Here is a 22,756-nt window from a genome sequence, read left to right on the forward strand (position 1 = left end):
CGCATGGTCAAGGAGTACAAGGCCGAACTGATGCACCCGTACTACGCGGCCGAGCGCGGCCTCGTCGACGACGTCATCGACCCCGCCGAGACCCGCGAGGTCCTGATCGCCTCGCTGGCCATGCTCCGCACCAAGCACGCCGACCTGCCGTCCCGCAAGCACGGCAACCCCCCGCAGTAGTCCGCGGCCCCGCAGCGACCCTGCCCGGACCCCGCGACCCCCTGCCGAGAGACGGAGAACCCTTCATGAGTACTGCCACTGCCGAGTCCGTGCTGCGCGTCGAGCGGGGTCAGGCCGACCCCGAGGAGCTGGCCGCCGTCACCGCCGTCCTGCTCGCCCGCGCCGCCGCCCAGCCCGCCGACGCCCCCGTCCGCCGCCGCGACACCGCCGGCTGGCGCCGGCTGGAGCGCACCCCGGGCTTCCGCGCCCCGCACAGCTGGCAGGGCTGACGGGCCCCGGCACCCCGCACACGGAAGGGCCCCGCACTCCACGAGGAGTGCGGGGCCCTTCCGTGTACGACCGGAGGTGCTAGCGCAGCCGGGCCATGAGGGCGTGCTCGACTAGGGTGATCAGCGCGCTCTTGGCGTCGGCGCGGTGGCGCGCGTCCGTGGTCAGGATCGGGGTGTCGGGTCCGATCTGGAGGGCTTCGCGGACCTCGTCGGGGGTGTAGGGCTGGTGTCCGTCGAAGCCGTTGAGGGCGATGACGAAGGGGAGGCCGCTGTTCTCGAAGTAGTCGACGGCGGGGAAGCAGTCGGCGAGGCGGCGGGTGTCGACGAGGACGACGGCGCCGATGGCGCCGCGTACGAGGTCGTCCCACATGAACCAGAAGCGGTCCTGTCCGGGGGTGCCGAAGAGGTACAGGATCAGGTCCTGGTCCAGGGTGATGCGGCCGAAGTCCATGGCCACCGTCGTGGTGGTCTTGTCCCCGGTGTGTGTCAGATCGTCGATGCCCGCGGACGCGGACGTCATCACGGCTTCGGTGCGCAGCGGATTGATCTCCGAAACGGCACCGACAAACGTGGTCTTACCCACGCCGAAGCCCCCTGCCACCACGATCTTCGCCGAGGTAGTGGAGCGGGCCGCTCCGCCGCTAGAGCTTGCGAAGTCCACTGAGCACCCTTTCGAGCAGTGTCACATCTGGCTGGCCGCCGGCGGACTCGTCTCCGCCGGGCTGATGGATGGCGACGAGTCCGGCCTCGGCCAGGTCGGCCACGAGGATCCGGGCTACGCCGAGGGGGATCGAGAGCAGGGCCGAGATCTCGGCCACCGACTTGATCTCGAAGCACAGCCGGCAGATCCGCTGGTGCTCGGGCAACTGCCCTTGCAGCCGGGACGGATCGGCCGTCGTACTGACCAACGCCTCAATCGCGAGTTGGTAGCGCGGTCGGGTCCGTCCGCCCGTCATGGCGTAGGGGCGGACCAGAGGATTGTGCGCGGCCGGGGCCGTGGGAACGGCGGGCTCGGGCGCCCGCCGGGGCTGCACCGGCTGGATACGGGGCGGCTGCGGGGCCTCCAGACGGTGCGGACGCTGCGCCCGGTGGGGCTGCTGCGGCTGCGACGGCCAGTCCGGGCCCTGCTGCTGCGGAGGCTGCGGCTGCTGGTACGGGTCGTAGGGCTGCGGAGCGCCCTGTCCGCCGGGTCCGAAGGGGAAGCCGAAACCCTGGTCCCCGTACTCACCCGGTACCTGCTGACCACCGTCGAACTGGTGCCCGCCTGGGGGTGTCCCCACGTCTCCTCCTCGGCCTGCCGGTCCCGATCCCAGTGGGTCCGCGCCACCGCACCCTATGGCGCGGTGACGCAAAACGCACGGTCTGTGTCCATTAGTTAAGAAGACTGCCCTGGAGCTCGGCGCGGAGGTCCGGGGTCAGAACATTGCCCGCACGGTCCACCAGAAGGGCCATTTCGTACCCAATCAGACCGATGTCGGCGTCCGGGTGTGCAAGAACGGCCAAAGACGATCCATCGGAAACGGACATGATGAAGAGGAATCCTCGCTCCATCTCCACAACTGTCTGATTCACGGCGCCGCCTTCGAAGATCCGCGAGGCACCCGCGGTCAGCGAGGTCAGACCGGAGGCGACGGCCGCCAACTGGTCCGCACGGTCGCGCGGGAACCCCTCGGACATCGCCAGCAGGAGTCCGTCGGCGGAGACCACCACCGTGTGGGACACCCCGGGGGTGTTGTCCACGAAGTTGGTGATCAACCAGTTGAGATTCTGCGCCGCCTGGCTCATCGGGCTCACACTAACGCTCCTGGTGGTAGGTATTACTGGTGTCCGAACCCGCGTTGCGTCCCCGCAGCACGCCGCGCCGCAGGTTGCTCAACCTGCCACGCACGTCCTCCGGAGCGCGGGAGACCTGGGGGCCGCCCTGATCGGTCTGCTCGGCCGTGCCCTCGACCAGGTTGGCCTTGGGCACCCGCCGGGGAAGACCGGACGGAGTGACCCCGCCCGCCTTCGGGTCGCGGAGCTTCTCGGCCCGCTCCCAGCGCTCGTCGTTCGCCGAGCGCCAGTCGTCGGAACCGCCCCCGTCCGTCCGCTCGGGCGAGGTCCGCTGCGGCAATTCCGCCTGCCGCTGCGGCTGTTGCCCGTCGGCCTCGGGACGCCGGTTCCCGCGGCCGGTCGGCTGCCAGTGCTGCTGGGCGCCGCGGCGCGGCAGACCGGCGTCGGTCAGCTCGTGCCCTGCGTTCGGAACGGGGCCCGAACGCTCGAAGCCTACGCGTTCGAGCGAAGGATCGGGAGCGCTCGGCTGAGATTCCGGTTCCGGCTGGGCAACCGGTTCGTAAGTGCCCTGGTACGCACCCTGATCTGCCCACTCTTCCTGCTGGGGCTGGGCGGCGTACTGCTCGTCATAGCCCTGGGCGGGAGCCTCGGGAGCCGGATATGCAGCCTCCGGATAGCCACCCTGGGCGGGGTAGCCGACCCCCTCGGGATAGCCGGTGCCGCCCCGGTAGGGGTCGTAGGCGCCCTCGTAGCCGGGCTGCTGCTGGGCGTAGGGCTGCTCCGGCTGGACGGCCTGCTGCGGCTCCTGGGCGTACGGCCCGGTGTAGGGCGCCTCCTGGCCGTAGCCCGCCTCCGCGTACGGCTGCCGCGGTGCCTCCGGCTGCTGCTGCTCTGGGAAGGCCGGGCGCTCGGCCCCGGTCTGCGCCTCCAGCGCGGCCCGGCGCTCCTCGCGCATCAGCGAGCGGCCCACCGGGTCGAGCTGGGCGGCGTCCGGGGCCGGCTGCTCGTAGCGGGAGTCGTCGAAGCCCAGTTCGGCCGCCGTCCGCATCCCCTGGACGGGCGCCGTGTCGAAGGCCTGCTGCTGCGGAATGATCGAGGAGACCGTGAAGTCGTCCTGCGCGGGGGAGCCGTCGCCGCCGCCACCGTGGGTGATGGCGTCCGGCAGCATGACCAGCGAGGTCGTGCCGGCCTGCTCGCCCGAGGGGCGCAGCTGGACCCTGATGCCGTGCCGGTCGGCCAGCCGACCGACCACGAACAGGCCCATGCGCTGGGAGACCGCCGCGTCCACGGTCGGCGGGTTGGCCAGCTTGTGGTTGATGTCGGCGAAGTCCTCGGCGGTGAGGCCGATGCCCTTGTCGTGGATCTCGATCATCACCCGGCCGTCGGGCAGCCGGGTCGCGGTGACCCGCACCTTGGTCTGCGGCGAGGAGAACGTGGTGGCGTTCTCCAGCAGCTCGGCCAGCAGGTGCACGAGGTCGGTGACGGACTGACCGTGGATCTCGGTCTCCGGGACGCCGGAGAGCTCGATGCGCTCGTACGACTCCACCTCGGAGGAGGCGGCCCTGAGCACGTCCACCAGCGGCACCGGCTGGTTCCAGCGGCGGCCGGGCTCCTCACCGGCGAGGACGAGGAGGTTCTCGCCGTTGCGCCGCATGCGGGTCGCCAGATGGTCCAGCCGGAACAGGCTCTCCAACTGGTCGGGGTCGGCCTCGTTGTTCTCCAGATCGGTGATCAGGGTCAGCTGGCCCTCGATGAGCGACTGGTTGCGGCGCGAGAGGTTGGTGAAGATCGCGTTGACGTTGCCCCGCAGCATGGCCTGCTCGGCGGCGAGCCGGACGGCCTCGCGGTGCACCTGGTCGAAGGCGCGGGCGACCTCGCCGATCTCGTCCTGGCTGGTGATCGGGATCGGCTGGACACGGGTGTCCACCCGGCCCGGGTCGGTCCGCGAGAGCTGGTCGACGAGCGAGGGCAGCCGCTGCTCGGCGATGGAGAACGCGGCGGTGCGCAGCCGGCGCATCGAGCGGCTCATCTGCCGGGCCATGAGCCCGGCCAGCACGAACGCGGCCAGCAGCGCGACGATCACGACGGCCGCGTTGACGAAGGCGTCGGTCCGGGCCGAGGACGAGATCTCCGCCGCCTCGGTCACCGCCTTGTCGACCAGCTCGTCCTCGACCGTGGTGTAGCCGTCGAACTTCGCCGTGGCGGCGGACATCCAGGTCTCCGGGGTGATCCCCTTCGCCTTCAGCTGCTCGGGGCTGCGGCCCAGCCCGATCTCCTTGGCCATGCCGTCGTAGACCGAACCGTCGATGGCCGGCGGCGCCACGAAGGGCGTGCCCGCCGCGTCGGCCTGCTGCTTGGCGGTCTTGAGCTTGGCGGCGCTCTCGGCGGCCTTCTGGGACATCACCGTCTTCAGCCGCGCGGCGTCGGCGTCCGTACCGCCGGAGGTGAACTCGCCGAGGGCGATCTGCTCCAGGTAGTTGTACGAGCCGAAGGCCTTGACCTGGTCGTTGAACAGGCCGTCCTCCCGGCTGGGGCGGACCAGGAGGTGCATGCCGATCGAGCGCTGAAGCGATTCTGCGGCCTTGGCCAGCTCGATCGCGTAGACGGTGCGGCCGTAGCTGGTGATGTTGCCGGTGCCCAGGCCCAGCTCGTTGGAGAACTCCATCAGCGAGTGCTGGACCTGGGTGTAGCCCTCCTCGGTCTTCACCGGGTCGAGGGCGGCGGTGTACGCGGCCTTGCGCAGCTGCGGGAGCTTCGGCTCCTCCAGCCGGAACAGCTTGAGGCGGCGGTCGAGGCCGCGCTTTCGCGGCATGTCCTTCACCGCGGTGTCGAACTTCTCCGCCGCCGCGTCGGTGGTGGCACGGGCCTGGGTGACGACCTCGGAATCGCGCTTGTTGGAGAGGAGGGGCTGCGCCGTGAGGTCGCGCTCGTTGAGCAGCGCCTGGCCGTACTCGGCGGCGGCGCGCACGACCAGCGCGGTCTTCTCGGCGTCCTGGGCCTCCTGCCAGGTGTCGATGGATCCCTTGACCTGGAAACCGCCCATGACCAGGCCGACCAGGACGGGGATCAGGAGGATCGCGTTCAGCCTGGTGGGCACTCGCCAGTTGCGCGGGGACAGCCGGCTGGTGCTGCCACCGGCCGGCCTCTCCGCGGACATCTCGGCGGACGGCACCGCGGCACGGGGCGGCGGGGTGAAGTTGCCCCGCTCAGCCTGCGCCGTGGAGCCCTCGTTGTTACGCCTCACTCGACCAACAACCTCTCGGCGTCGGCACCTACGCTGTGCCGTTTTTCGTTCAGGGCCGTACTACTCGCAAGTTCGTCGCATTGCAGCACGGCTACCTGTCGCCTTCCAAACAGTCGGAATCGGCGATTCGACGTGGCCCATACCTCAGATAAAACGGGCATAAAGAGCGAGCCCCGCCAAAAGGCGGGGCTCATGTGAGCGCAGCGATACCGGTCGTACGCGTCGGGTGTCGGCCGTGCGGCAATTCTCTGTCGAAACGTTATGAACACGGGGGCGGATCGTGTCAAAGGACACAGTCCGCCCCCGTGTGACTACGGCAACTGGCGTACCGCACTTCCGACTTGTGCCTACTTGAGCCGGGCCATGAGGGCGTGCTCGACCAGGGTGATCAGGCCGCTCTTGGCGTCGGCGCGGTGGCGCGCGTCCGTCGTGATGATCGGGGTGTCGGGTCCGATCTGGAGGGCTTCGCGGACCTCGTCGGGGGTGTAGGGCTGGTGTCCGTCGAAGCCGTTGAGGGCGATGACGAAGGGGAGGCCGCTGTTCTCGAAGTAGTCGACGGCGGGGAAGCAGTCGGCGAGGCGGCGGGTGTCGACGAGGACGACGGCGCCGATGGCGCCGCGTACGAGGTCGTCCCACATGAACCAGAAGCGGTCCTGTCCGGGGGTGCCGAAGAGGTACAGGATCAGGTCCTGGTCCAGGGTGATGCGGCCGAAGTCCATGGCCACCGTCGTGGTGGTCTTGCCTCCGGTGTGTGTCAGATCGTCGATGCCCGCGGACGCGGACGTCATCACGGCCTCGGTGCGCAGCGGATTGATCTCCGAAACGGCACCGACAAACGTGGTCTTACCCACGCCGAATCCACCCGCCACCACGATCTTCGCCGACGTGGTGGCACGGGTCGCGCCGCCGCTAGAGCTTGCGAAGTCCACTGAGCACCCTTTCGAGCAGTGTCACATCCGGCGCGCCGCCGGCCTCTCCGTTGCCCGGCTGGTGGATGGCCACCATGCCGGCTTCCGCCAGGTCCGCGACCAGGATCCGCGCCACCCCGAGCGGCATCGACAGCAGCGCCGACACCTCCGCCACCGACTTGACCTCACGGCACAGGTGGCAGATCCGCTGGTGCTCGGGGAGCAGGGTCCCCAGATGCGCGGGGTCGGCCGTGGTGCTGACCAGCGCCTCTATCGCGAGCTGGTAGCGAGGTCGGGTCCGTCCGCCGGTCATGGCATACGGGCGGACCAGCGGCTGATCGCCTTCACCTTCGTACGATGCGTGGTTCAACGCACCGTACGGATCGGGTGAGGCGGGTGGCGGGGTCATGAATCCTCCGGGCGTGACAGCAGGGTGTCGGCTTGCCGTCTGAAGGGGCCGGTGGGGGGCTCTAAGCGGCCTGACGGGCGAGGGTTGATTGCGGTACCTGGGCTAATCGTCTGTGTCACCGATGCACGGCCGCCTAGTGGAGCAGGCTGCCCTGGAGTTCGGCTCGGAGGTCCGGGGTCAGGACGGTGCCCGCCCGGTCCACCAGGAGCGCCATCTCGTAGCCCACCAGACCGATGTCGGCGTCCGGGTGGGCCAGGACGGCCAGCGAGGAGCCGTCGGAGATGGACATGAGGAAGAGGAACCCGCGTTCCATCTCCACCACGGTCTGGCTGACGGCGCCGCCCTCGAAGATCCGGGAGGCGCCCGCGGTCAGCGAGGTCAGACCGGAGGCGACGGCCGCCAGCTGGTCGGCGCGGTCGCGCGGGAAACCTTCGGACATCGCCAGCAGCAGGCCGTCCGCGGAGACCACCACCGTGTGGGACACCCCGGGGGTGTTGTCCACGAAGTTGGTGATCAGCCAGTTCAGATTCTGCGCGGCCTGACTCATCGGGCTCAACTAACGCTCCTGCTGGTGAGTGGGGCCGATAGGGAAACTGCCGGTCGACTGGCCGTTGTTGTTGGCCTGACGCCCCTGCTGGATGCCCCGGCGGAGATTGGTCAGCCGCCCGCGCACATCATCGGGCGCACGCGACACCTGGGGACCGGACTGGTGGTTCTGCTGCTGGGCGGTGCCCGGCACCAGATTGGCACGCGGAACCCGGCGAGGCAGCCCGGACGTGGTAATTCCACCCGCGGCGGGCTTCTTCACGCGCTCCGCCTGCCGGACGATCTCGTCGTTCGGCGAGGGCCGCCAGACGGGCGTCGCACCGGTGGACTCGTTGCGCGACTCGGGGACCGGGGCCGGACGCGGTCCGCCGGACTGCTGCGGGAAGGCGGCCGGGGCCTGCGGCGCGGCGGGCTGCTGGGGGGAACCCTGCTGCGGACCGTGGAACCAGTTGGTCTCCAGCGTGTCGTACAGCGGGGTACGGCCGTCGCCGGGGCCGGCCGGGGGCAGCGCCTCCGGCTGCTGCTGCGGGCGGAAGTCGTTGCCCTGCGGCTGGACCGGCGGACGCGGCGCGCCGAAGTCCTGCGTGTCGCGGTCCCGCTGGCGCGGTGCCGGCTGCCCCTGGTCCTGACCGGGCAGCGGGGCACCGAAGTCCGGACGCGGGAACTGCGCGGTGCTCGCCGGGTCCTGGGCCTGCGGCTGCGGCGCGAACGGCTGCTGCGGGGCCGGGGCCGAGAAGTCCGGGCGGGCGAACTGCGCGGTGCTCGCGGGGTCCTGGGCCTGCGGCGGGAACGGCTGCTGCGGACGCGGCGCCGCCGGACGCGGGAACTGGCCGGTGGACTCGGGCTCCTCGTGACCGCGCGGCGCGTCGAGCGGAGCGCGGTGCGGGGCGGCCGGATCCTCCGTGCTGCCCCAGCTGGTGGTCTGGGGGCGCTGCGGCTGGGGGTTGCCCCCCGGCAGCTCGGCCCGCGGGCCGCCGACCGGGGGCAGCTGACGGCCGCCCTGGCCGGGGCCGCCGGACTGCGGGAAGCCGGTGTCCTGGCCGGACCGGTCCTGCGGCGGGTGCGGAACCTGGCGGGCCGGGCCGACGGGCTGCTCGGGGCGCCGCTGGTCGAACAGGCTCGGCCGGCTCGCCTCCGGGCCGTTGTCGCCCTGGCCGCGGGCGCCGAGGCGGGCACCGCCGCCGAAGGCTCCGGCCAGTCCGCCGCCCTGGCGCGGGGCCGGGGCCTCGGGCTGACGGCCCTGCGGGGCGTTGCCGCCCGTACCGCTCGGGAACGAGGACTCGGCGGGGCCGCCGGACTGACCGGGCGGGCCCTGCGGGTTCTGGCCGCGCACGGCGTCGCGGGACGGCAGGGCCGCCCGGGGACCGCTGCCCGCACCGACCTGGCCGCGCGCGGCGGCGGGGCCGCCGGCGAGGAGGCCGCCCGGGGCAGAGGGCGCGCTGTCGAGGCCGGGACGCGGCGCGTTGCCGCCGGCCGGCAGACCGCCCTGCGGGGAGGACTGCTGGGGCTGGCCCGGAGCCTGCTTGGGAGCGGGCTGCTTGCCGCCGTGCGCCACGTCGACCGGGAGCATGACCAGCGCGGTCGTCCCGCCGGAGTCGGAGGGGCGGAGCTGGATGCGGATGCCGTGACGCAGCGAGAGCCGGCCGACCACGAACAGGCCCATGCGGCGCGAGACCGAGACGTCCACGGTGGGCGGCGAGGCCAGCCGCTCGTTGATCGCCGCGAGGTCCTCGGGGGAGAGGCCGATGCCCGTGTCGTGGATCTCCACGAGCACCCGGCCGTCGGGCAGCGCGTGGCCGGTGACCCGGACCTTCGTCTGCGGCGAGGAGAACGAGGTCGCGTTCTCCAGCAGCTCGGCGAGCAGGTGCACGAGGTCGTTGACGACCCGGCCGGCGACCTCGGTGGCGGGCACCGCGGCCAGTTCGATGCGCTCGTACTGCTCCACCTCGGACGCGGCGGCGCGGAGCACGTCGACCAGCGGCACGGGGCGGGTCCACCGGCGGCCCGGCTCCTCGCCCGCGAGGACGAGGAGGTTTTCGCCGTTGCGGCGCATACGGGTCGCGAGGTGGTCGAGCTTGAAGAGCGAGGACAGCTGGTCCGGGTCGGCCTCGCGCGACTCCAGCTCGGAGATGAGCGAGAGCTGGCGCTGGATGAGGCCCTGCGAACGGCGCGAGAGGTTGGTGAACATCGCGTTGACGTTGCCCCGGAGGAGGGCCTGTTCGGCGGCGAGGCGGACGGCCTCGCGGTGCACGTCGTCGAAGGCCGCGGCCACCTTGCCGATCTCGTCGCGGGAGTGGACACCGACCGACTCGACCGAGGTGTCGACGTCCTGCGGGTCCGACTCCGAGAGCTGCTTGACGAGCTCGGGCAGACGGTCCTGGGCGACCCGGGTGGCCGTGTCCTGGAGGCGGCGCAGCGAGCGGATCATGGACCGGGCGACGACGAAGGCGCCGACCAGCGAGACACCGAGGACGAACAGGATGAGCGCACCGCTGATGATCGCTTCGCGCTGGGACTGGTCGCGCAGCTCGCGCGCCTTGCCCTCCATGTCGCTGAGGAGCGTCTCCTCGATCTGCTTCATGGCCTGGATCTTGGTGGAGTCCTGGTCGTACCAGTCCATGTACGAACGGCGGGCGCCGGGGCTGCCCATGCCGTTCGCGTTGTCGAGCACCTTCTTGGCGTAGGTGTCGGCGGCCTTGATCTCGGGCTGGCCGTCGTCGAGCGTGGAGGTCAGTTCCTCGGCGCTCTTGCCCGTGGTGGTGTAGATCGCCTCGAAGGAGCGGCGGGCCGCGTCCTCCTTGCGCTGGGCGGCGAGACCGAACTGCTGGTCGTTCCGGCTGAGATGGGGTTCCTTGGCGTTGCTGTTGGGCAGCGCCGCGGCGATGATCGCGCGCTGGATCGACGCGTACTCCTTGGCGGAGGAGAAGGCCGCCAGGGCACGCGTGCGCTTGATCATCTCGGGGCTGCTGGTCGCCTGCGCCATGTCCTGGGAGAGGCTCAGCAGCGAGGTGATCAGCTGGCTGTAGGCGTCGACGGTCTGGAGACTCGGGCTGCCGTCGGCGTACGCCTGCTTGCGGATGTCGCGGATGCCGCCGAGCTGCGAGGCGATCTGCTGGACGCTGGAGTGGATGCTCTCCAGGGCCTCGTCGCCCGAGGTGTCACCGATGTCGTTGGTCGCGGTGAAGAACGCCTTCTTCGCCCGGTCCGTCTTCTTGCGGGGCTCGGTGACCTTGAAGTCGTCCGCGGCGACGCCGTTGGAGAGCGGGCCCGCCGACCGGTCGCGCTCCTCCTGGAGCGCCTGGGCCAGCGAGGTCGCCTGCTTCGTCATCTTCGTCAGCAGCTGCATGTGCTCCAGCTGCTGGATGTCGTTCATGGAGTCGTTGATGCGCAGACCACCCAGCGTGGTCGCGGCGACCACGGGGAGGGCCAGCAGGGAGACCAGGCGCGTGGAGATGCGCCAGTTGCGGAGCGCCACGCGCGATCCCGTGTTGACCGGGCCGCGCGGCTTGAGCGCGGAGGCCGGGTCGGTCTCGCCGCCCGCCGTCACGCCGGGCCGCCGGTCGCGGTCGCTGCTCTCACCGGCCGCGGCCGGTCCGGGGTTCTGGGCGTGCTGGGGCGAGGAACCGCGGTCGGTCCCGCCGCGCGGCTCCTGTTCCGCCGCAGCGCTGCCATCCCTCTTGAAACGTCCCTGCACTAGCGTCGCAACCTCTGGACCAGGCGTTCCTCCGTCAAGGACGGTGGGAACGGTGTCGGCGTCGTGGGGCGTCTTACCGCCCCATGGTGGTCTTTGAGTGGCCGGCGCTCTTCCCCTTCCCGCCGCCACTCGGCGCTGCGTTGCGCCCCCTGCGCGCCGGCTTGAAACCCGCGGCGGTGCGTGGAATTCCAGCACAGTGCCGGATCTCCAACAAGGCCCCGGTATCGGCCCGTGACCTGCGTGACGGGTTGTGATGACAGGGTAACAAGCCGTGGAACGCGATCATCGGCATAACGGACTATTGCGGGTGAATCAGGTGGGGGCGGATGGTGTCCCAGTCGACATGATCAGGGGCGGAATGGTGGATTCAGGTGGGCAATGTCGGGTTTCTCCGGTCGTAAAGGCAGCCCGAATTGACGCGTATGTCTGTCACTTCGTGAGCAAACTCACATGATGATCGCCGTCTCTTCCTGGCCTTTGAAGGGAATCGGATGTTTAGCCTGGCGCTTTACAGGGATGGCAGAACCGACAACCGGCGCCCCCAGGCGGGGTGCCCCTACCGACAGGGTCCGACCGCAGATGAAGACGACGATGACGTTCCGCAACACCGCCAACCCCCGGCGCACGACGCTGGCGCACCTCAAGGACGCCGAGACGCTGAGCACGCCGGAGCAGCGGGAGCACGCCGTCGAGCTGCCGTCGCAGACCGCCAACCCGCGCCGCACGATCCTGATGACCGCCCCCGCGGCCCCCGCGCCCGCCGAATAGTCCGGCGGCCCCGGCCGCCGTCCCGGCACGCGCACCGCGCCCCCTCACCGCGTTAGCCTGGAGCGTCAGTCTTCAGCCAGCCAGCAAGTGAGGGGCGACAGCAACCCGTGCGCATCGCCAGGTTCTCCATCGACGGCAATGTCGCCTTCGGCGCGGTCGAGGGCGACGGACCCGATGGTCTCGTCCTCGACATCATCAAGGGCATCCCGTACGCCGAGTTCGAGCTCTCCGGGACCAAGGTCCCGCTGAACAAGGTCCGGCTGCTGCCGCCCGTGCTCCCCAACAAGGTCGTGGCCATCGGCCGCAACTACGCGGAGCACGCCGCCGAGCTCGGCCACGAGGTCCCCGACGTCCCCGTCGCCTTCCTCAAGCCCACCACCTCGGTGATCGGCTCCGGCGACGCCATCGAGTACCCCTCCTTCTCCCAGGACGTGCACTACGAGGGCGAGCTGGCCGTGGTCATCGGCCGGATGTGCCGCGAGGTGCCCCGCGAACGCGTCAAGGACGTCGTCTTCGGCTACACCTGCGCCAACGACGTCACCGCCCGCGACGCGCAGCAGCGCGAGAAGCAGTGGGCCCGTGCCAAGGGCTTCGACACCTCCTGCCCCCTGGGCCCCTGGGTGGAGACCGACCTCGACCCCGGCGACCTCGCGATCCAGACGACCGTCAACGGCGAGCAACGCCAGCTCGGCCGGACGAGCGACATGGTCCGGAGCATCGAGGACCTGGTCGTCCACATCACGGAGGCCATGACGCTGCTCCCGGGCGACGTGATCCTCACCGGCACACCCGCGGGGGTCGGACCCCTCCACGTCGGCGACGAGGTCGCCGTCTCCATCGAAGGCATCGGCACTCTCACCAACAAGGTGATCAAGCGTGGCTAACGCACCTGTACGCGTCCGTTTCTGTCCCTCCCCGACGGGCAACCCCCACGTCGGTCTGGTCCGGACGGCCCTCTTCAACTGGGCCTTCGCCCGGCACCACCGGGGCACCCTGGTCTTCCGCATCGAGGACACCGACGCGGCCCGCGACTCCGAGGAGTCGTACGAGCAGCTCCTGGAGGCCATGCGCTGGCTCGGCCTCGACTGGGACGAGGGCCCCGAGGTCGGCGGCCCGCACGCCCCGTACCGCCAGTCGCAGCGCATGGACATCTACAAGGACGTCGCCGAGAAGCTGCTCGCCGCCGGCCACGCGTACCCCTGCTACTGCACCACCGAGGAGCTGGACACCCGCCGCGACGCCGCCCGCGCCGCCGGGAAGCCGTCGGGCTACGACGGCCATTGCCGCGACCTCACCGCCGAGCAGAAGGCCGCGTACGAGGCCGAGGGCCGTACCTCGATCGTGCGCTTCCGGATGCCCGACGAGGCCATCACCTTCACCGACCTGGTCCGCGGCGACATCACCGTCCAGCCGGAGAACGTGCCGGACTACGGCATCGTCCGCGCCAACGGCGCCCCGCTGTACACCCTCGTCAACCCGGTCGACGACGCCCTGATGGAGATCACCCACGTCCTGCGCGGCGAGGACCTGCTCTCCTCCACCCCGCGCCAGATCGCCCTCTACCGGGCGCTCACCGAGCTGGGCATCGCCAAGGACACCCCGGCCTTCGGGCATCTGCCCTACGTCATGGGCGAGGGCAACAAGAAGCTCTCCAAGCGCGACCCGCAGGCCTCGCTCAATCTCTACCGCGAGCGCGGCTTCCTGCCCGAGGGGCTGCTCAACTACCTCTCGCTGCTGGGCTGGTCGATCGCCGAGGACCGCGACATCTTCGACATCGACGAGATGGTCGCCGCCTTCGACATCACGGACGTCAACGCCAACCCGGCCCGCTTCGACCTCAAGAAGTGCGAGCACATCAACGCCGAGCACATCCGCCGGCTCGATGTGAAGACCTTCACGGAGGCCTGCGGACCGTGGCTGCGCGCCCCGTTCGCCCCCTGGGCCCCCGAGGCGTTCGACGCGGACGTGTTCGCCGCGATCGCCCCGCACGCCCAGACCCGCGTCACCGTGCTCTCCGAGATCACGGCCAACGTCGACTTCCTCTTCCTCGACGAGCCGGCCGTGGACGAGGCGTCCTGGGCCAAGGCGATGAAGGAGGGCTCAGACGCCCTGCTCACCACCGCCCGCGCCAAGCTGGCCGATGCGGAGTGGACCGCGGACGCGCTGAAGAACGCCATCCTCACCGCCGGCGAGGAGCACGGCCTGAAGCTCGGCAAGGCCCAGGCCCCGGTCCGGGTGGCCGTCACCGGCCGGACCATCGGCCTGCCCCTCTTCGAGTCCCTGGAGATCCTGGGCCGCGAGCGGACCCTGGCCCGGGTGGACGCGGCCCTGGCCAGGCTGGCCGCGTAACGCCCGCCCCGTACGACCGACGGGCCCGGCCGCCGCACCGCGCGGAGGCCGGGCCCGTCCGTCGTGTCTGGGCATAGAGTCGGAGCATGCCGACGATCAGAGCCGTTCTCTGGGACGTGGACGACACCCTCTTCGACTACACGGCCGCCGCCACCACCGGGATGCGCGCCCATCTCGCGGCCGAGGGGCTGCCCGCCCGGTACGGGACGCCCGAGGAGGCCGTCGAGGACTGGCACCGGCTCACCCGGCGCCACTGGGCGCGCTTCGCGGCGGGGGAGACCGACTGGGAGGGCCAGCGCCGCGACCGGGCCAGGGAGTTCCTGGACGACCCGCTGGACGACGAGGCCGCCGACGCCTGGTTCGGGCGCCACATCGCGCACTACGAGGCCGCCTGGGCCCTGTTCCCCGACGTCGTGCCCGCCCTGGACGCCCTCGCGGCCGGCCACCGGCACGCCGTGCTGTCCAACTCCAGCCTGAGCCACCAGCACCGCAAGCTGGAGGTGCTCGGGGTGCGCGACCGCTTCGAGACCGTCCTGTGCGCCGCCGAGCTGGGCGTCTCCAAGCCCGACGCCGCCGCCTTCCACGCGGCCTGCGAGGCCCTGGAACTCGCTCCCGCCGAGGTGATGTACATCGGGGACGAGCCGGACATCGACGCCGCCGGCGCGGTCGCCGCGGGGCTCACGGGGGTCTGGCTGGACCGCCGCGGGCGTGGCGGGCGGCCCGAGTTGAAGCGGATCACCGGGCTCGGACAGCTCCCCGGGCTGCTGACGGGCGATACCCGTTTTGGAGCGCCGGACACCTTCGGGTAATGTTCTTTCTGCGCCGCCCGAGCGGGCCGAAAGATCCGGCCGGGAAGCGCAGACAGAAATGAAGCCCCCAGGGGTTGATTTTCAGTGGGCTATGGTGTAATTGGCAACACTACGGTTTCTGGTACCGTCATTCTAGGTTCGAGTCCTGGTAGCCCAGCGCAGTACAAGCAAGTTGCAGGAACAAGCCCCCGTTGTGTAGCGGCCTAGCACGCTGCCCTCTCACGGCAGTAGCGCCGGTTCGAATCCGGTCGGGGGTACAGATCCTTCCCGCGAGAACATCTGGGTCGCACCCACGTTCTCGATGCAGGATCGCTAGGGCCCCCGTTGTGTAGCGGCCTAGCACGCTGCCCTCTCACGGCAGTAGCGCCGGTTCGAATCCGGTCGGGGGTACTTGTCACACCATGGGCTATGGTGTAATTGGCAACACTACGGTTTCTGGTACCGTCATTCTAGGTTCGAGTCCTGGTAGCCCAGCGTAACACCGCAGTATCCACGCCCCCGTTGTGTAGCGGCCTAGCACGCTGCCCTCTCACGGCAGTAGCGCCGGTTCAAATCCGGTCGGGGGTACAACAGAGAAGAACACGAAGGCCCTTCACTCCGGTGAGGGGCCTTTCGTCTGTCCGGCCGGGCGGCGGGAGGCCGGGCGGCGGGAGGCCGGGGGGCGGACCGTCTCGCGCGCCGCTCGCCGGCGCGGTGGGGCACGGCGGGGTCCTGCGCGAGGAGGGGGCCGCCACGACGCTGGGGCGGCCTCTGGAGGGGAGGGGCGGCTGTGCGGGCTCAGCCGGAGCGGCGCAGCGCCTCGCTGAGACGGGCGGCCGAGTCGATGACGGCCTGGGCGTGCATCCGGCCCGGGTGGCGGGTCAGCCGCTCGATCGGTCCGGAGACCGAGACGGCCGCGACCACCCGGTTCGACGGGCCGCGCACGGGGGCGGAGACCGAGGCGACACCCGGCTCGCGCTCGCCGATCGACTGGGCCCAGCCCCGCCGGCGAACGCCGGAGAGCGCCGTCGCCGTGAACCGGGCGCCCTGGAGGCCGCGGTGCAGGCGCTCCGGCTCCTCCCAGGCCATCAGGATCTGCGCGGAGGAGCCCGCCTTCATGGTGAGCGTGGAGCCGACCGGGACCGTGTCCCGCAGCCCGGACAGCCGTTCCGCCGCCGCCACGCAGATCCGCATGTCGCCCTGTCGGCGGTAGAGCTGGGCGCTCTCGCCGGTGATGTCGCGCAGGTGGGTGAGCACCGGTCCGGCCGTGGCCAGGAGCCGGTCCTCGCCCGCCGCCGCCGCGAGTTCCGACAGGCGGGGGCCGAGAATGAATCTCCCCTGCATGTCCCTCGCCACCATGCGGTGATGTTCGAGTGCCACGGCCAGCCGGTGGGCCGTGGGTCGTGCGAGCCCGGTCGCCGCGACCAGCCCGGCGAGGGTGGCCGGTCCGGACTCCAGGGCGCTCAATACCAGAGCCGCCTTGTCGAGAACGCCGACGCCGCTAGAGTTGTCCATACGACGATACTCGCGTCTCACTCTGTGAAACGCAAGTTCAATTTTCCGGGGAAGTTGCGAACCTGTACCGGCGGCCCCACAACGGCCCGTAGCCACCGCCCCGCACGGGGGTCCGGACGGGGGCGCACCGAATCTCTAGTTGGGCCGGCGAAGACGCCGGCCGGAGGGAAAGCGATGGGTAGGACACTCGCGGAGAAGGTTTGGGACGACCACGTCGTCCGGCGCGCCGAGGGCGAGCCCGACCTCCTCTTCATCGATCTGCACCTGCTGCACGAGGTGACCAGTCCCCAGGCCTTCGACGGTCTGCGGCAGGCCGGACGCCCGGTGCGGCGCCTCGACCTCACCATCGCCACCGAGGACCACAACACCCCGACCCTCGACATCGACAAGCCGATCGCCGACCCGGTCTCCCGCGCCCAGCTGGAGACGCTGCGCAAGAACTGCGCGGAGTTCGGCGTCCGGCTGCACCCGCTGGGCGACGTCGAGCAGGGTGTGGTCCACGTGGTCGGCCCGCAGCTGGGACTGACCCAGCCCGGCACGACGGTGGTCTGCGGCGACTCCCACACGTCCACGCACGGCGCCTTCGGCGCCCTGGCGTTCGGCATCGGCACCAGCCAGGTCGAGCACGTGCTGGCGACCCAGACGCTGCCGATGGCCCGCCCGAAGACGATGGCCATCACCGTCGACGGCGAACTGCCCGAGGGCGTCACCGCCAAGGACCTGATCCTGGCGATCATCGCCCGGATCGGCACCGGCGGCGGCCAGGGCTACATCCTGGAGTACCGCGGCTCCGCCATCGAGAAGCTCTCGATGGAGGCCCGGATGACCATCTGCAACATGTCGATCGAGGCCGGCGCGCGGGCGGGCATGATCGCCCCCGACGCGACCACCTTCGAGTATCTGCGCGGCCGCGACCACGCGCCGCAGGGCGCGGACTGGGACGAGGCCGTCGCGTACTGGAAGACGCTGCGCACGGACGACGACGCGGTCTTCGACGCCGAGGTCGTCATCGACGCCGCCGCGCTCTCGCCGTTCGTCACCTGGGGCACCAACCCGGGCCAGGGCGCGCCCCTGTCGGCCGCCGTCCCCGACCCGGCTTCGTACGAGGACGCCTCGGAGCGCACCGCCGCCGAACGGGCCCTGGAGTACATGGGGTTGACCGCCGGACAGCCGCTGCGCGAGATCGGCGTCGACACCGTCTTCGTAGGCTCCTGCACCAACGGCCGCATCGAGGACCTGCGCAACGCGGCCGCGGTGCTGGACGGCCGCAAAGTCGCCGACGGCGTGCGGATGCTGGTCGTCCCGGGCTCGGTCCGGGTCGCCCTGCAGGCCGTCGAGGAGGGCCTGGACAAGGTCTTCACCGCCGCCGGCGCCGAATGGCGGCACGCGGGCTGCTCGATGTGTCTCGGCATGAACCCCGACCAGCTGGCCCCCGGCGAGCGCTCCGCCTCCACCTCGAACCGCAACTTCGAGGGCCGGCAGGGCAAGGGCGGCCGTACGCACCTGGTCTCCCCGCAGGTCGCCGCCGCCACCGCCGTGCTGGGCCGTCTGGCCTCGCCGGCCGACCTGTCCGACGCCCGTACGCCCGCCGGAGTCTGAGAATCATGGAAGCTTTCACCACACACACCGGCCGGGCCGTCCCGCTGCGCCGCAGCAACGTGGACACCGACCAGATCATCCCCGCCCACTGGCTGAAGAAGGTCACCCGGGACGGCTTCGAGGACGGGCTCTTCGAAGCCTGGCGCAAGGACGAGACCTTCGTCCTCAACCGCCCGGAGCGCCAGGGCGCCACGGTCCTGGTGGCCGGCCCCGACTTCGGCACCGGCTCGTCCCGCGAGCACGCCGTCTGGGCGCTCCAGAACTACGGCTTCAAGGCCGTCATCTCCTCCCGGTTCGCCGACATCTTCCGCGGGAACTCGCTGAAGAACGGCCTGTTGACCGTGGTCCTGGAGCAGCCGGTCGTCGACGCCCTCTGGGAGCTGACCGAGGCCGACCCGACCGCCGAGGTCACCGTCGACCTGGAGAAGCGCCAGGTCGTCGCCGGGGACATCACCGCCGCCTTCGAGCTGGACGAGAACTCCCGCTGGCGGCTGCTGAACGGCCTCGACGACATCAGCCTCACCCTGCAGAACGAAGCGGACATCGCGGCCTACGAGGCGGCCAGGCCGGCCCACAAGCCCCGTACAATTTCCGCCTGAGCAGCGCGTTTCCAGGACTGCGCCCCCTGCCTTCTGGTAGGGGGCGCAGTCGCTTGTTGAGACCCCGTCGGGCGACAACTCGCCCCAGATGGCACAATCGGTGCATGGAACGCGACAGCCAACTCAAGCTTTACGGCCATGTCGCCGACCAATTGAAGGAAGCGCACTCCCGGGTGCGCGCACTGCAAGTCCCGGAGGGCGTACGGATGGCGCTCAACCGGAAGCTGCTGGTCGTCACGGCCGCGGCGAAGCACGATCTCCCGGATGCGGCAAGGCGTCTGGACCGTTTGATGAAGGACCTCGACGAGGGCCGATTCCCCGAAGGTGACTGACTCTGCGGAACTGCGCAGCGGTCGACTTCGTTGCGGCACTAGGGTGATTAGCCCGTTTCGTGTTTGATTTGCGGTATATATCTGCCTAACGTGCGAAAAAGCCGGAAAGTTTCGTTCCGGCAATGTCTCCGAAGGGGAAGACGTGAACAAGGCCCAGCTCGTAGAAGCGATTGCCGACAAGCTCGGCGGCCGTCAGCAGGCCGCGGACGCCGTGGACGCGGTGCTCGACGCCATCGTCCGTGCCGTCGTCGCAGGTGACCGCGTTTCGGTCACCGGCTTCGGCTCGTTCGAGAAGGTCGACCGCCCCGCCCGCTACGCCCGCAACCCGCAGACGGGTGAGCGCGTCCGGGTCAAGAAGACCTCGGTGCCCCGCTTCCGCGCGGGACAGGGCTTCAAGGACCTGGTGAGCGGCTCCAAGAAGCTCCCCAAGAACGATGTGGCCGTGAAGAAGGCCCCCAAGGGCAGCCTCTCGGGCGGATCTTCCACCCGGACGACGGCCAAGGCCGCCGCCAAGAAGGCGACGGCGAAGAAGGCCACCGCCAAGAAGGCCACGGCGAAGAAGGCCGTGACCGCGGCGAAGACCACCCCGGCCGCCAAGAAGACCACCGCGAAGAAGACCTCCGCGGCGGCCAAGAAGACCACCGCGGCCGCGAAGAAGGCGGCCCCCGCGGCGGCGAAGAAGGCCACCCCGGCCAAGAAGGCCACCGCCGCCAAGACCGCGCCCGCCAAGAAGGCCACGGCCAAGAAGGCGCCCGCGAAGAAGACCACGGCGCGCAAGACCACGGCCAAGAAGACCACCGCACGCAAGAAGTGAGACCGGCCCGCACCGGGCCCTCACACGCGCCGGGCCGGGCTCCCCTCGGGGAGCCCGGCCCGCGGGCTGTCCGGGACCCGTGCGCGCACGGGCCCGTGACGCCGGAGGGTTCAGAAGGTCTGGAGCGTCACCAGGGTGATCCGCAGATCCGCCCCCGCGCCCTCGCCCTCGATCCGCACCCGCTGCCCCGGACGCAGCAGCCGCAGCCCGCCCGCGTCGAAGGCCGCGGCGTCGAAGTCCACCGGTGTGCCGTCGTCGAGCAGCACACTGCCGGTACGGGTCTCGGGGTCGTACGTGTACGAGGTCGCCTGCATGGACGGCAGCTTAGGGCCTTCCGCCCGGACCCTGCCGGGCCCGCCGGTCCGCCGAGGGCACCCCCGCGGCCCACCGCCCCGCCGTGTACGGGCCGACGCCCAGGGCCAGCGCTGCCCGCAGGTCCTCCCCGGTGTCCACGTCCCGGCGCACCGAATCGATGCCCGCCAGCGTGATCTCCACCGCCCCCGACGCCAGATGCCGGGCCCGTGACGGACCGCCGAATGCGGGCCGCATTTCCACCCCCGGACCCGCCGACAGAAAAGTCGTCCCGATTCCCTCCGCATCGGTCACAAAAGCGCGCGGAAAAGCGGCGGCGAATTCGATGACACGGGACAATTCCGCCGGACGCAGCGCGGGGAGATCCGCGTTCAGCGCGGCGACCGCTCCCCGGGGCCTGCCGGCCCGCACCGCGCGCGCCCCGTGCGCCAGCGCGGCGTTGAGCCCCGCCGCCGGGACATCGGGCACGATCCGCGCCCCGAGGGCCGCCAGCGCGGCCGAGGCCGCCGCGTCGTCCGTGACGACCACCACATCGGCCACCGCCGGGCAGGACAGCGCGGCGGACACCGTGTCGCGGGCGAACGCCAGGGCCAGCCGGGGCCGCAGCAGCGGCCCGGAGGCGGGCGTCAGCCTGCTCTTGGCCCGCGCCAAGGGCTTCAGCGGGACGACCAGTGACCAGGGGCCGGTCGGGTCGGTGTTCGTGGCGGTCTCCCCGTCGGTGCGCATGGCCGCCTATTCTCGCCTGCCGGTGCGACAACCCGGAGGGTCGGTCCCGAAGGCGAGGCGTACGGTGTTCTCGACAGAGCAGGGGCCTGGGGCGAGACTTGACCCTCGGTAGTCAGGCAGCAGTTCGCTCCACAGACAGGCCATAGAGGAAGGTGTCCGAGTGTCCCGCCGCAGAATCGGCTTCTGGTACCGCCTGGCGGCGGTCATCGCGAAACCGCCGCTGGTGATTCTGTTCAAGCGCGACTGGCGGGGAATGGAGCACATTCCGGCCGACGGCGGATTCATCACCGCGGTCAACCACAACTCCTACCTCGACCCGCTGTCGTACGGGCATTTCCAGTACAACACCGGCCGGGTGCCCCGGCTCCTCGCCAAGGCGGGCCTGTTCAAGGCCCCCTTCGTCGGCATGATGCTGCGCGGCACCGGCCAGATCCCGGTGTACCGCGAGACGACGAACGCGATGGACGCCTTCCGCGCCGCCGTCGACGCCATCGAACGCGGCGAGTGCGTCGCCTTCTACCCCGAGGGCACCCTCACCCGCGACCCCGACATGTGGCCGATGGCCGGCAAGACCGGCGCAGCCCGCGTCGCGTTGACGACCCGCGCGCCGGTGATCCCGGTCGCGCAGTGGGGCGCCAACCTCGTGATGCCGCCGTACGCCAAGGAGAAGAAGGTCCGGCTCTTCCCCCGCAAGACCCTCCGCGTCCAGGCGGGCCCGCCCGTCGACCTCTCCCGGTTCTACGATCAGGAGGCCACGCCCGAGGTGCTCCGCGAGGCGACCGAGGTCATCATGCGGGCGATCACCGAACAACTGGAGCAGGTGCGCGGCGAGAAGGCCCCCGCCGAGCCGTACGACCACCGCAGGGCCCGTGCCGAGCAGCGGCGCAGGGCCGAACGAGAGGGAACCACGTGACGCACCCCGTCAAGGCCGCCGTCTTCGGAACCGGCTCCTGGGGTACGGCCTTCGGCATGGTCCTCGCGGACGCGGGTTGCGAGGTCACCCTCTGGGGACGCCGGGCCGAGGTCGCCGACGCCGTCAACACCACCCGCACCAACCCCGACTACCTGCCCGGCATCGAGCTGCCCGCCTCCGTCCGGGCCACCACGGACGCCGCCGAGGCGCTGCGCGGGGCCGACTTCGCGGTGCTCGCCGTTCCCTCCCAGACGCTGCGCGCCAACCTCGCGGCCTGGACGCCGCACCTGGAGCCGCGGACGGTCCTGGTCTCCCTGATGAAGGGCGTCGAACTCGGCACCGCCGAGCGGATGAGCGAGGTCGTCCAGGAAGTCACCGGGGTCGGCGCCGACCGGGTCGCCGTCGTCACCGGACCCAACCTCGCCCGGGAGATCGCCGAACGCCGTCCCGCGGCCGCCGTCGTCGCCAGCACGGACGAGGCCGTCGCCCGCCGCCTCCAGGCCGCCTGCCACACCTCGTACTTCCGCCCCTACACCAGCACCGACGTGGTCGGCTGCGAACTCGGCGGCGCCGTCAAGAACGTCATCGGGCTGGCCGTCGGCATCGCCAACGGCATGGGGCTCGGCGACAACGCCAAGGGCTCGCTCATCACCCGCGGCCTCGCCGAGACCATCCGGCTGGGCGTCGCCATGGGCGCCGACCCGCTGACCTTCTCCGGGCTGGCCGGCCTCGGCGACCTGGTGGCGACCTGCTCCTCGCCGCTCTCGCGCAACAACACCTTCGGCACCAACCTCGGCCGGGGCATGACGCTCCAGGAGGCCATCGAGGCCACCAAGCAGACCGCCGAGGGCGTCAAGTCCTGCGAGTCGGTCCTCGACCTGGCCCGGCGACACGGCGTCGACATGCCCATCACCGAGACCGTCGTCGGCATCGTCCACGAGGGCAAGTCGCCGCTGGTCGCGGTCAAGGAGCTGATGTCGCGCACCGCGAAGGCCGAACGGCACTGACCCCGTTCGGC

The 22,756-nt window shown here is 70.9% G+C and carries 23 protein-coding genes and 5 tRNA genes; 17 read left to right on the plus strand and 11 right to left on the minus strand.

The window, feature by feature from the left end:
• Together ACWCXC_RS19915 and ACWCXC_RS19920 are read left to right on the plus strand one after the other, a co-directional pair.
• Nucleotides 1-180: carboxyl transferase domain-containing protein (locus ACWCXC_RS19915; RefSeq protein ID WP_306471624.1), on the plus strand; the 180-nt coding region annotated here is incomplete at its 5' end.
• A gap of 65 nt (nucleotides 181-245) precedes the next feature.
• Nucleotides 246-449 (plus strand): acyl-CoA carboxylase subunit epsilon, encoded by a 204-nt coding sequence (locus tag ACWCXC_RS19920; protein WP_383644378.1) that lies wholly within the window; start codon nucleotides 246-248, stop codon nucleotides 447-449.
• 79 nt (nucleotides 450-528) lie between these two features.
• Here ACWCXC_RS19920 and ACWCXC_RS19925 read toward each other — a convergent pair whose 3' ends face one another.
• The 8 genes from ACWCXC_RS19925 to ACWCXC_RS19960 all read right to left on the minus strand — a co-directional run bounded on the left by ACWCXC_RS19925 (nucleotide 529) and on the right by ACWCXC_RS19960 (nucleotide 11,023).
• Nucleotides 529-1,110, minus strand: a complete 582-nt coding sequence (locus tag ACWCXC_RS19925; protein ID WP_014048542.1) for a GTP-binding protein — start codon at nucleotides 1,108-1,110, stop codon at nucleotides 529-531.
• Complete coding sequence (locus ACWCXC_RS19930) at nucleotides 1,091-1,729, minus strand: DUF742 domain-containing protein (protein WP_450686042.1); 639 nt, start codon at nucleotides 1,727-1,729, stop codon at nucleotides 1,091-1,093. The genes ACWCXC_RS19925 and ACWCXC_RS19930 overlap by 20 nt, the downstream gene beginning before the upstream one ends.
• 91 nt (nucleotides 1,730-1,820) lie before the next feature.
• Nucleotides 1,821-2,234, minus strand: a complete 414-nt coding sequence (locus tag ACWCXC_RS19935) for a roadblock/LC7 domain-containing protein (RefSeq protein ID WP_450890100.1) — start codon at nucleotides 2,232-2,234, stop codon at nucleotides 1,821-1,823.
• A gap of 10 nt (nucleotides 2,235-2,244) precedes the next feature.
• Nucleotides 2,245-5,466, minus strand: a complete 3,222-nt coding sequence (locus tag ACWCXC_RS19940; protein WP_450890101.1) for a nitrate- and nitrite sensing domain-containing protein — start codon at nucleotides 5,464-5,466, stop codon at nucleotides 2,245-2,247.
• A gap of 347 nt (nucleotides 5,467-5,813) precedes the next feature.
• Nucleotides 5,814-6,395 (minus strand): GTP-binding protein, encoded by a 582-nt coding sequence (locus ACWCXC_RS19945; RefSeq protein WP_376688983.1) that lies wholly within the window; start codon nucleotides 6,393-6,395, stop codon nucleotides 5,814-5,816.
• On the minus strand, nucleotides 6,376-6,783 hold the full coding sequence (locus tag ACWCXC_RS19950; protein WP_073738726.1) for a DUF742 domain-containing protein: 408 nt from the start codon (nucleotides 6,781-6,783) through the stop codon (nucleotides 6,376-6,378). The genes ACWCXC_RS19945 and ACWCXC_RS19950 overlap by 20 nt, the downstream gene beginning before the upstream one ends.
• Nucleotides 6,784-6,916: 133 nt before the next feature.
• A complete protein-coding gene (locus ACWCXC_RS19955; RefSeq protein WP_006127850.1) occupies nucleotides 6,917-7,330 on the minus strand; it encodes a roadblock/LC7 domain-containing protein in 414 nt (137 codons plus the stop codon).
• Nucleotides 7,331-7,339: 9 nt separating this feature from the next.
• Nucleotides 7,340-11,023, minus strand: a complete 3,684-nt coding sequence (locus ACWCXC_RS19960) for a nitrate- and nitrite sensing domain-containing protein (protein WP_450680785.1) — start codon at nucleotides 11,021-11,023, stop codon at nucleotides 7,340-7,342.
• Between the two features lie 579 nt (nucleotides 11,024-11,602).
• Between ACWCXC_RS19960 and ACWCXC_RS19965 the strand changes: the two genes are divergently transcribed.
• The 9 genes from ACWCXC_RS19965 (at nucleotide 11,603) to ACWCXC_RS20005 (ending at nucleotide 15,516) form a co-directional block, all read left to right on the plus strand.
• A complete protein-coding gene (locus ACWCXC_RS19965) occupies nucleotides 11,603-11,791 on the plus strand; it encodes a hypothetical protein (RefSeq protein ID WP_450680784.1) in 189 nt (62 codons plus the stop codon).
• 107 nt (nucleotides 11,792-11,898) lie between these two features.
• Complete coding sequence (locus tag ACWCXC_RS19970; RefSeq protein ID WP_450680783.1) at nucleotides 11,899-12,675, plus strand: fumarylacetoacetate hydrolase family protein; 777 nt, start codon at nucleotides 11,899-11,901, stop codon at nucleotides 12,673-12,675.
• On the plus strand, nucleotides 12,668-14,140 hold the full coding sequence (gene gltX / locus ACWCXC_RS19975) for a glutamate--tRNA ligase (protein WP_450680782.1): 1,473 nt from the start codon (nucleotides 12,668-12,670) through the stop codon (nucleotides 14,138-14,140). The genes ACWCXC_RS19970 and gltX overlap by 8 nt, the downstream gene beginning before the upstream one ends.
• 86 nt (nucleotides 14,141-14,226) lie before the next feature.
• A complete protein-coding gene (locus ACWCXC_RS19980; protein ID WP_450680781.1) occupies nucleotides 14,227-14,949 on the plus strand; it encodes an HAD family hydrolase in 723 nt (240 codons plus the stop codon).
• Nucleotides 14,950-15,034: 85 nt separating this feature from the next.
• A tRNA-Gln gene (locus ACWCXC_RS19985) sits at nucleotides 15,035-15,106 on the plus strand.
• Between the two features lie 27 nt (nucleotides 15,107-15,133).
• Nucleotides 15,134-15,206 (plus strand) — tRNA-Glu (locus ACWCXC_RS19990).
• Between the two features lie 60 nt (nucleotides 15,207-15,266).
• Nucleotides 15,267-15,339: transfer RNA gene (locus ACWCXC_RS19995), tRNA-Glu, on the plus strand.
• 12 nt (nucleotides 15,340-15,351) lie between these two features.
• A tRNA-Gln gene (locus ACWCXC_RS20000) sits at nucleotides 15,352-15,423 on the plus strand.
• A 20-nt stretch (nucleotides 15,424-15,443) separates the two neighbouring features.
• Nucleotides 15,444-15,516, plus strand: a tRNA-Glu gene (locus ACWCXC_RS20005).
• Nucleotides 15,517-15,726: 210 nt separating this feature from the next.
• Here ACWCXC_RS20005 and ndgR read toward each other — a convergent pair.
• The gene (ndgR, locus tag ACWCXC_RS20010) at nucleotides 15,727-16,443 is read right to left on the minus strand and encodes an IclR family transcriptional regulator NdgR (RefSeq protein WP_026237628.1); all 717 of its coding nucleotides are present in this window, start codon (nucleotides 16,441-16,443) and stop codon (nucleotides 15,727-15,729) included.
• Between the two features lie 174 nt (nucleotides 16,444-16,617).
• On the opposite strand from ndgR, the gene leuC reads away from it, so the two are divergent.
• The 4 genes from leuC to ACWCXC_RS20030 all read left to right on the plus strand — a co-directional run bounded on the left by leuC (nucleotide 16,618) and on the right by ACWCXC_RS20030 (nucleotide 19,787).
• Nucleotides 16,618-18,042, plus strand: coding sequence for a 3-isopropylmalate dehydratase large subunit (leuC, locus tag ACWCXC_RS20015; RefSeq protein ID WP_450680780.1), 1,425 nt, complete (start codon nucleotides 16,618-16,620; stop codon nucleotides 18,040-18,042).
• 5 nt (nucleotides 18,043-18,047) lie between these two features.
• Entirely contained in the window at nucleotides 18,048-18,641 is a 594-nt protein-coding gene (gene leuD, locus ACWCXC_RS20020; RefSeq protein WP_450890102.1) for a 3-isopropylmalate dehydratase small subunit, read from the plus strand.
• A 104-nt stretch (nucleotides 18,642-18,745) separates the two neighbouring features.
• On the plus strand, nucleotides 18,746-18,973 hold the full coding sequence (locus ACWCXC_RS20025) for an SCO5555 family protein (RefSeq protein WP_450680778.1): 228 nt from the start codon (nucleotides 18,746-18,748) through the stop codon (nucleotides 18,971-18,973).
• A 142-nt stretch (nucleotides 18,974-19,115) separates the two neighbouring features.
• Entirely contained in the window at nucleotides 19,116-19,787 is a 672-nt protein-coding gene (locus ACWCXC_RS20030) for an HU family DNA-binding protein (RefSeq protein ID WP_450680777.1), read from the plus strand.
• 110 nt (nucleotides 19,788-19,897) lie between these two features.
• Here ACWCXC_RS20030 and ACWCXC_RS20035 read toward each other — a convergent pair whose 3' ends face one another.
• Complete coding sequence (locus tag ACWCXC_RS20035) at nucleotides 19,898-20,101, minus strand: hypothetical protein (RefSeq protein WP_450680776.1); 204 nt, start codon at nucleotides 20,099-20,101, stop codon at nucleotides 19,898-19,900.
• Between the two features lie 10 nt (nucleotides 20,102-20,111).
• The gene (cofC, locus tag ACWCXC_RS20040; protein WP_450680775.1) at nucleotides 20,112-20,825 is read right to left on the minus strand and encodes a 2-phospho-L-lactate guanylyltransferase; all 714 of its coding nucleotides are present in this window, start codon (nucleotides 20,823-20,825) and stop codon (nucleotides 20,112-20,114) included.
• A gap of 160 nt (nucleotides 20,826-20,985) precedes the next feature.
• Here cofC and ACWCXC_RS20045 point away from each other — a divergent pair, with 160 nt between their 5' ends.
• A complete protein-coding gene (locus ACWCXC_RS20045) occupies nucleotides 20,986-21,738 on the plus strand; it encodes a lysophospholipid acyltransferase family protein (protein ID WP_450680774.1) in 753 nt (250 codons plus the stop codon).
• A complete protein-coding gene (locus ACWCXC_RS20050; protein ID WP_450680773.1) occupies nucleotides 21,735-22,745 on the plus strand; it encodes an NAD(P)H-dependent glycerol-3-phosphate dehydrogenase in 1,011 nt (336 codons plus the stop codon). Before ACWCXC_RS20045 ends, ACWCXC_RS20050 begins: the two co-directional genes overlap by 4 nt.
• The last annotated feature ends 11 nt before the right edge of the window (nucleotides 22,746-22,756 follow it).

This window comes from Streptomyces sp. NPDC001515, from assembly GCF_053597115.1.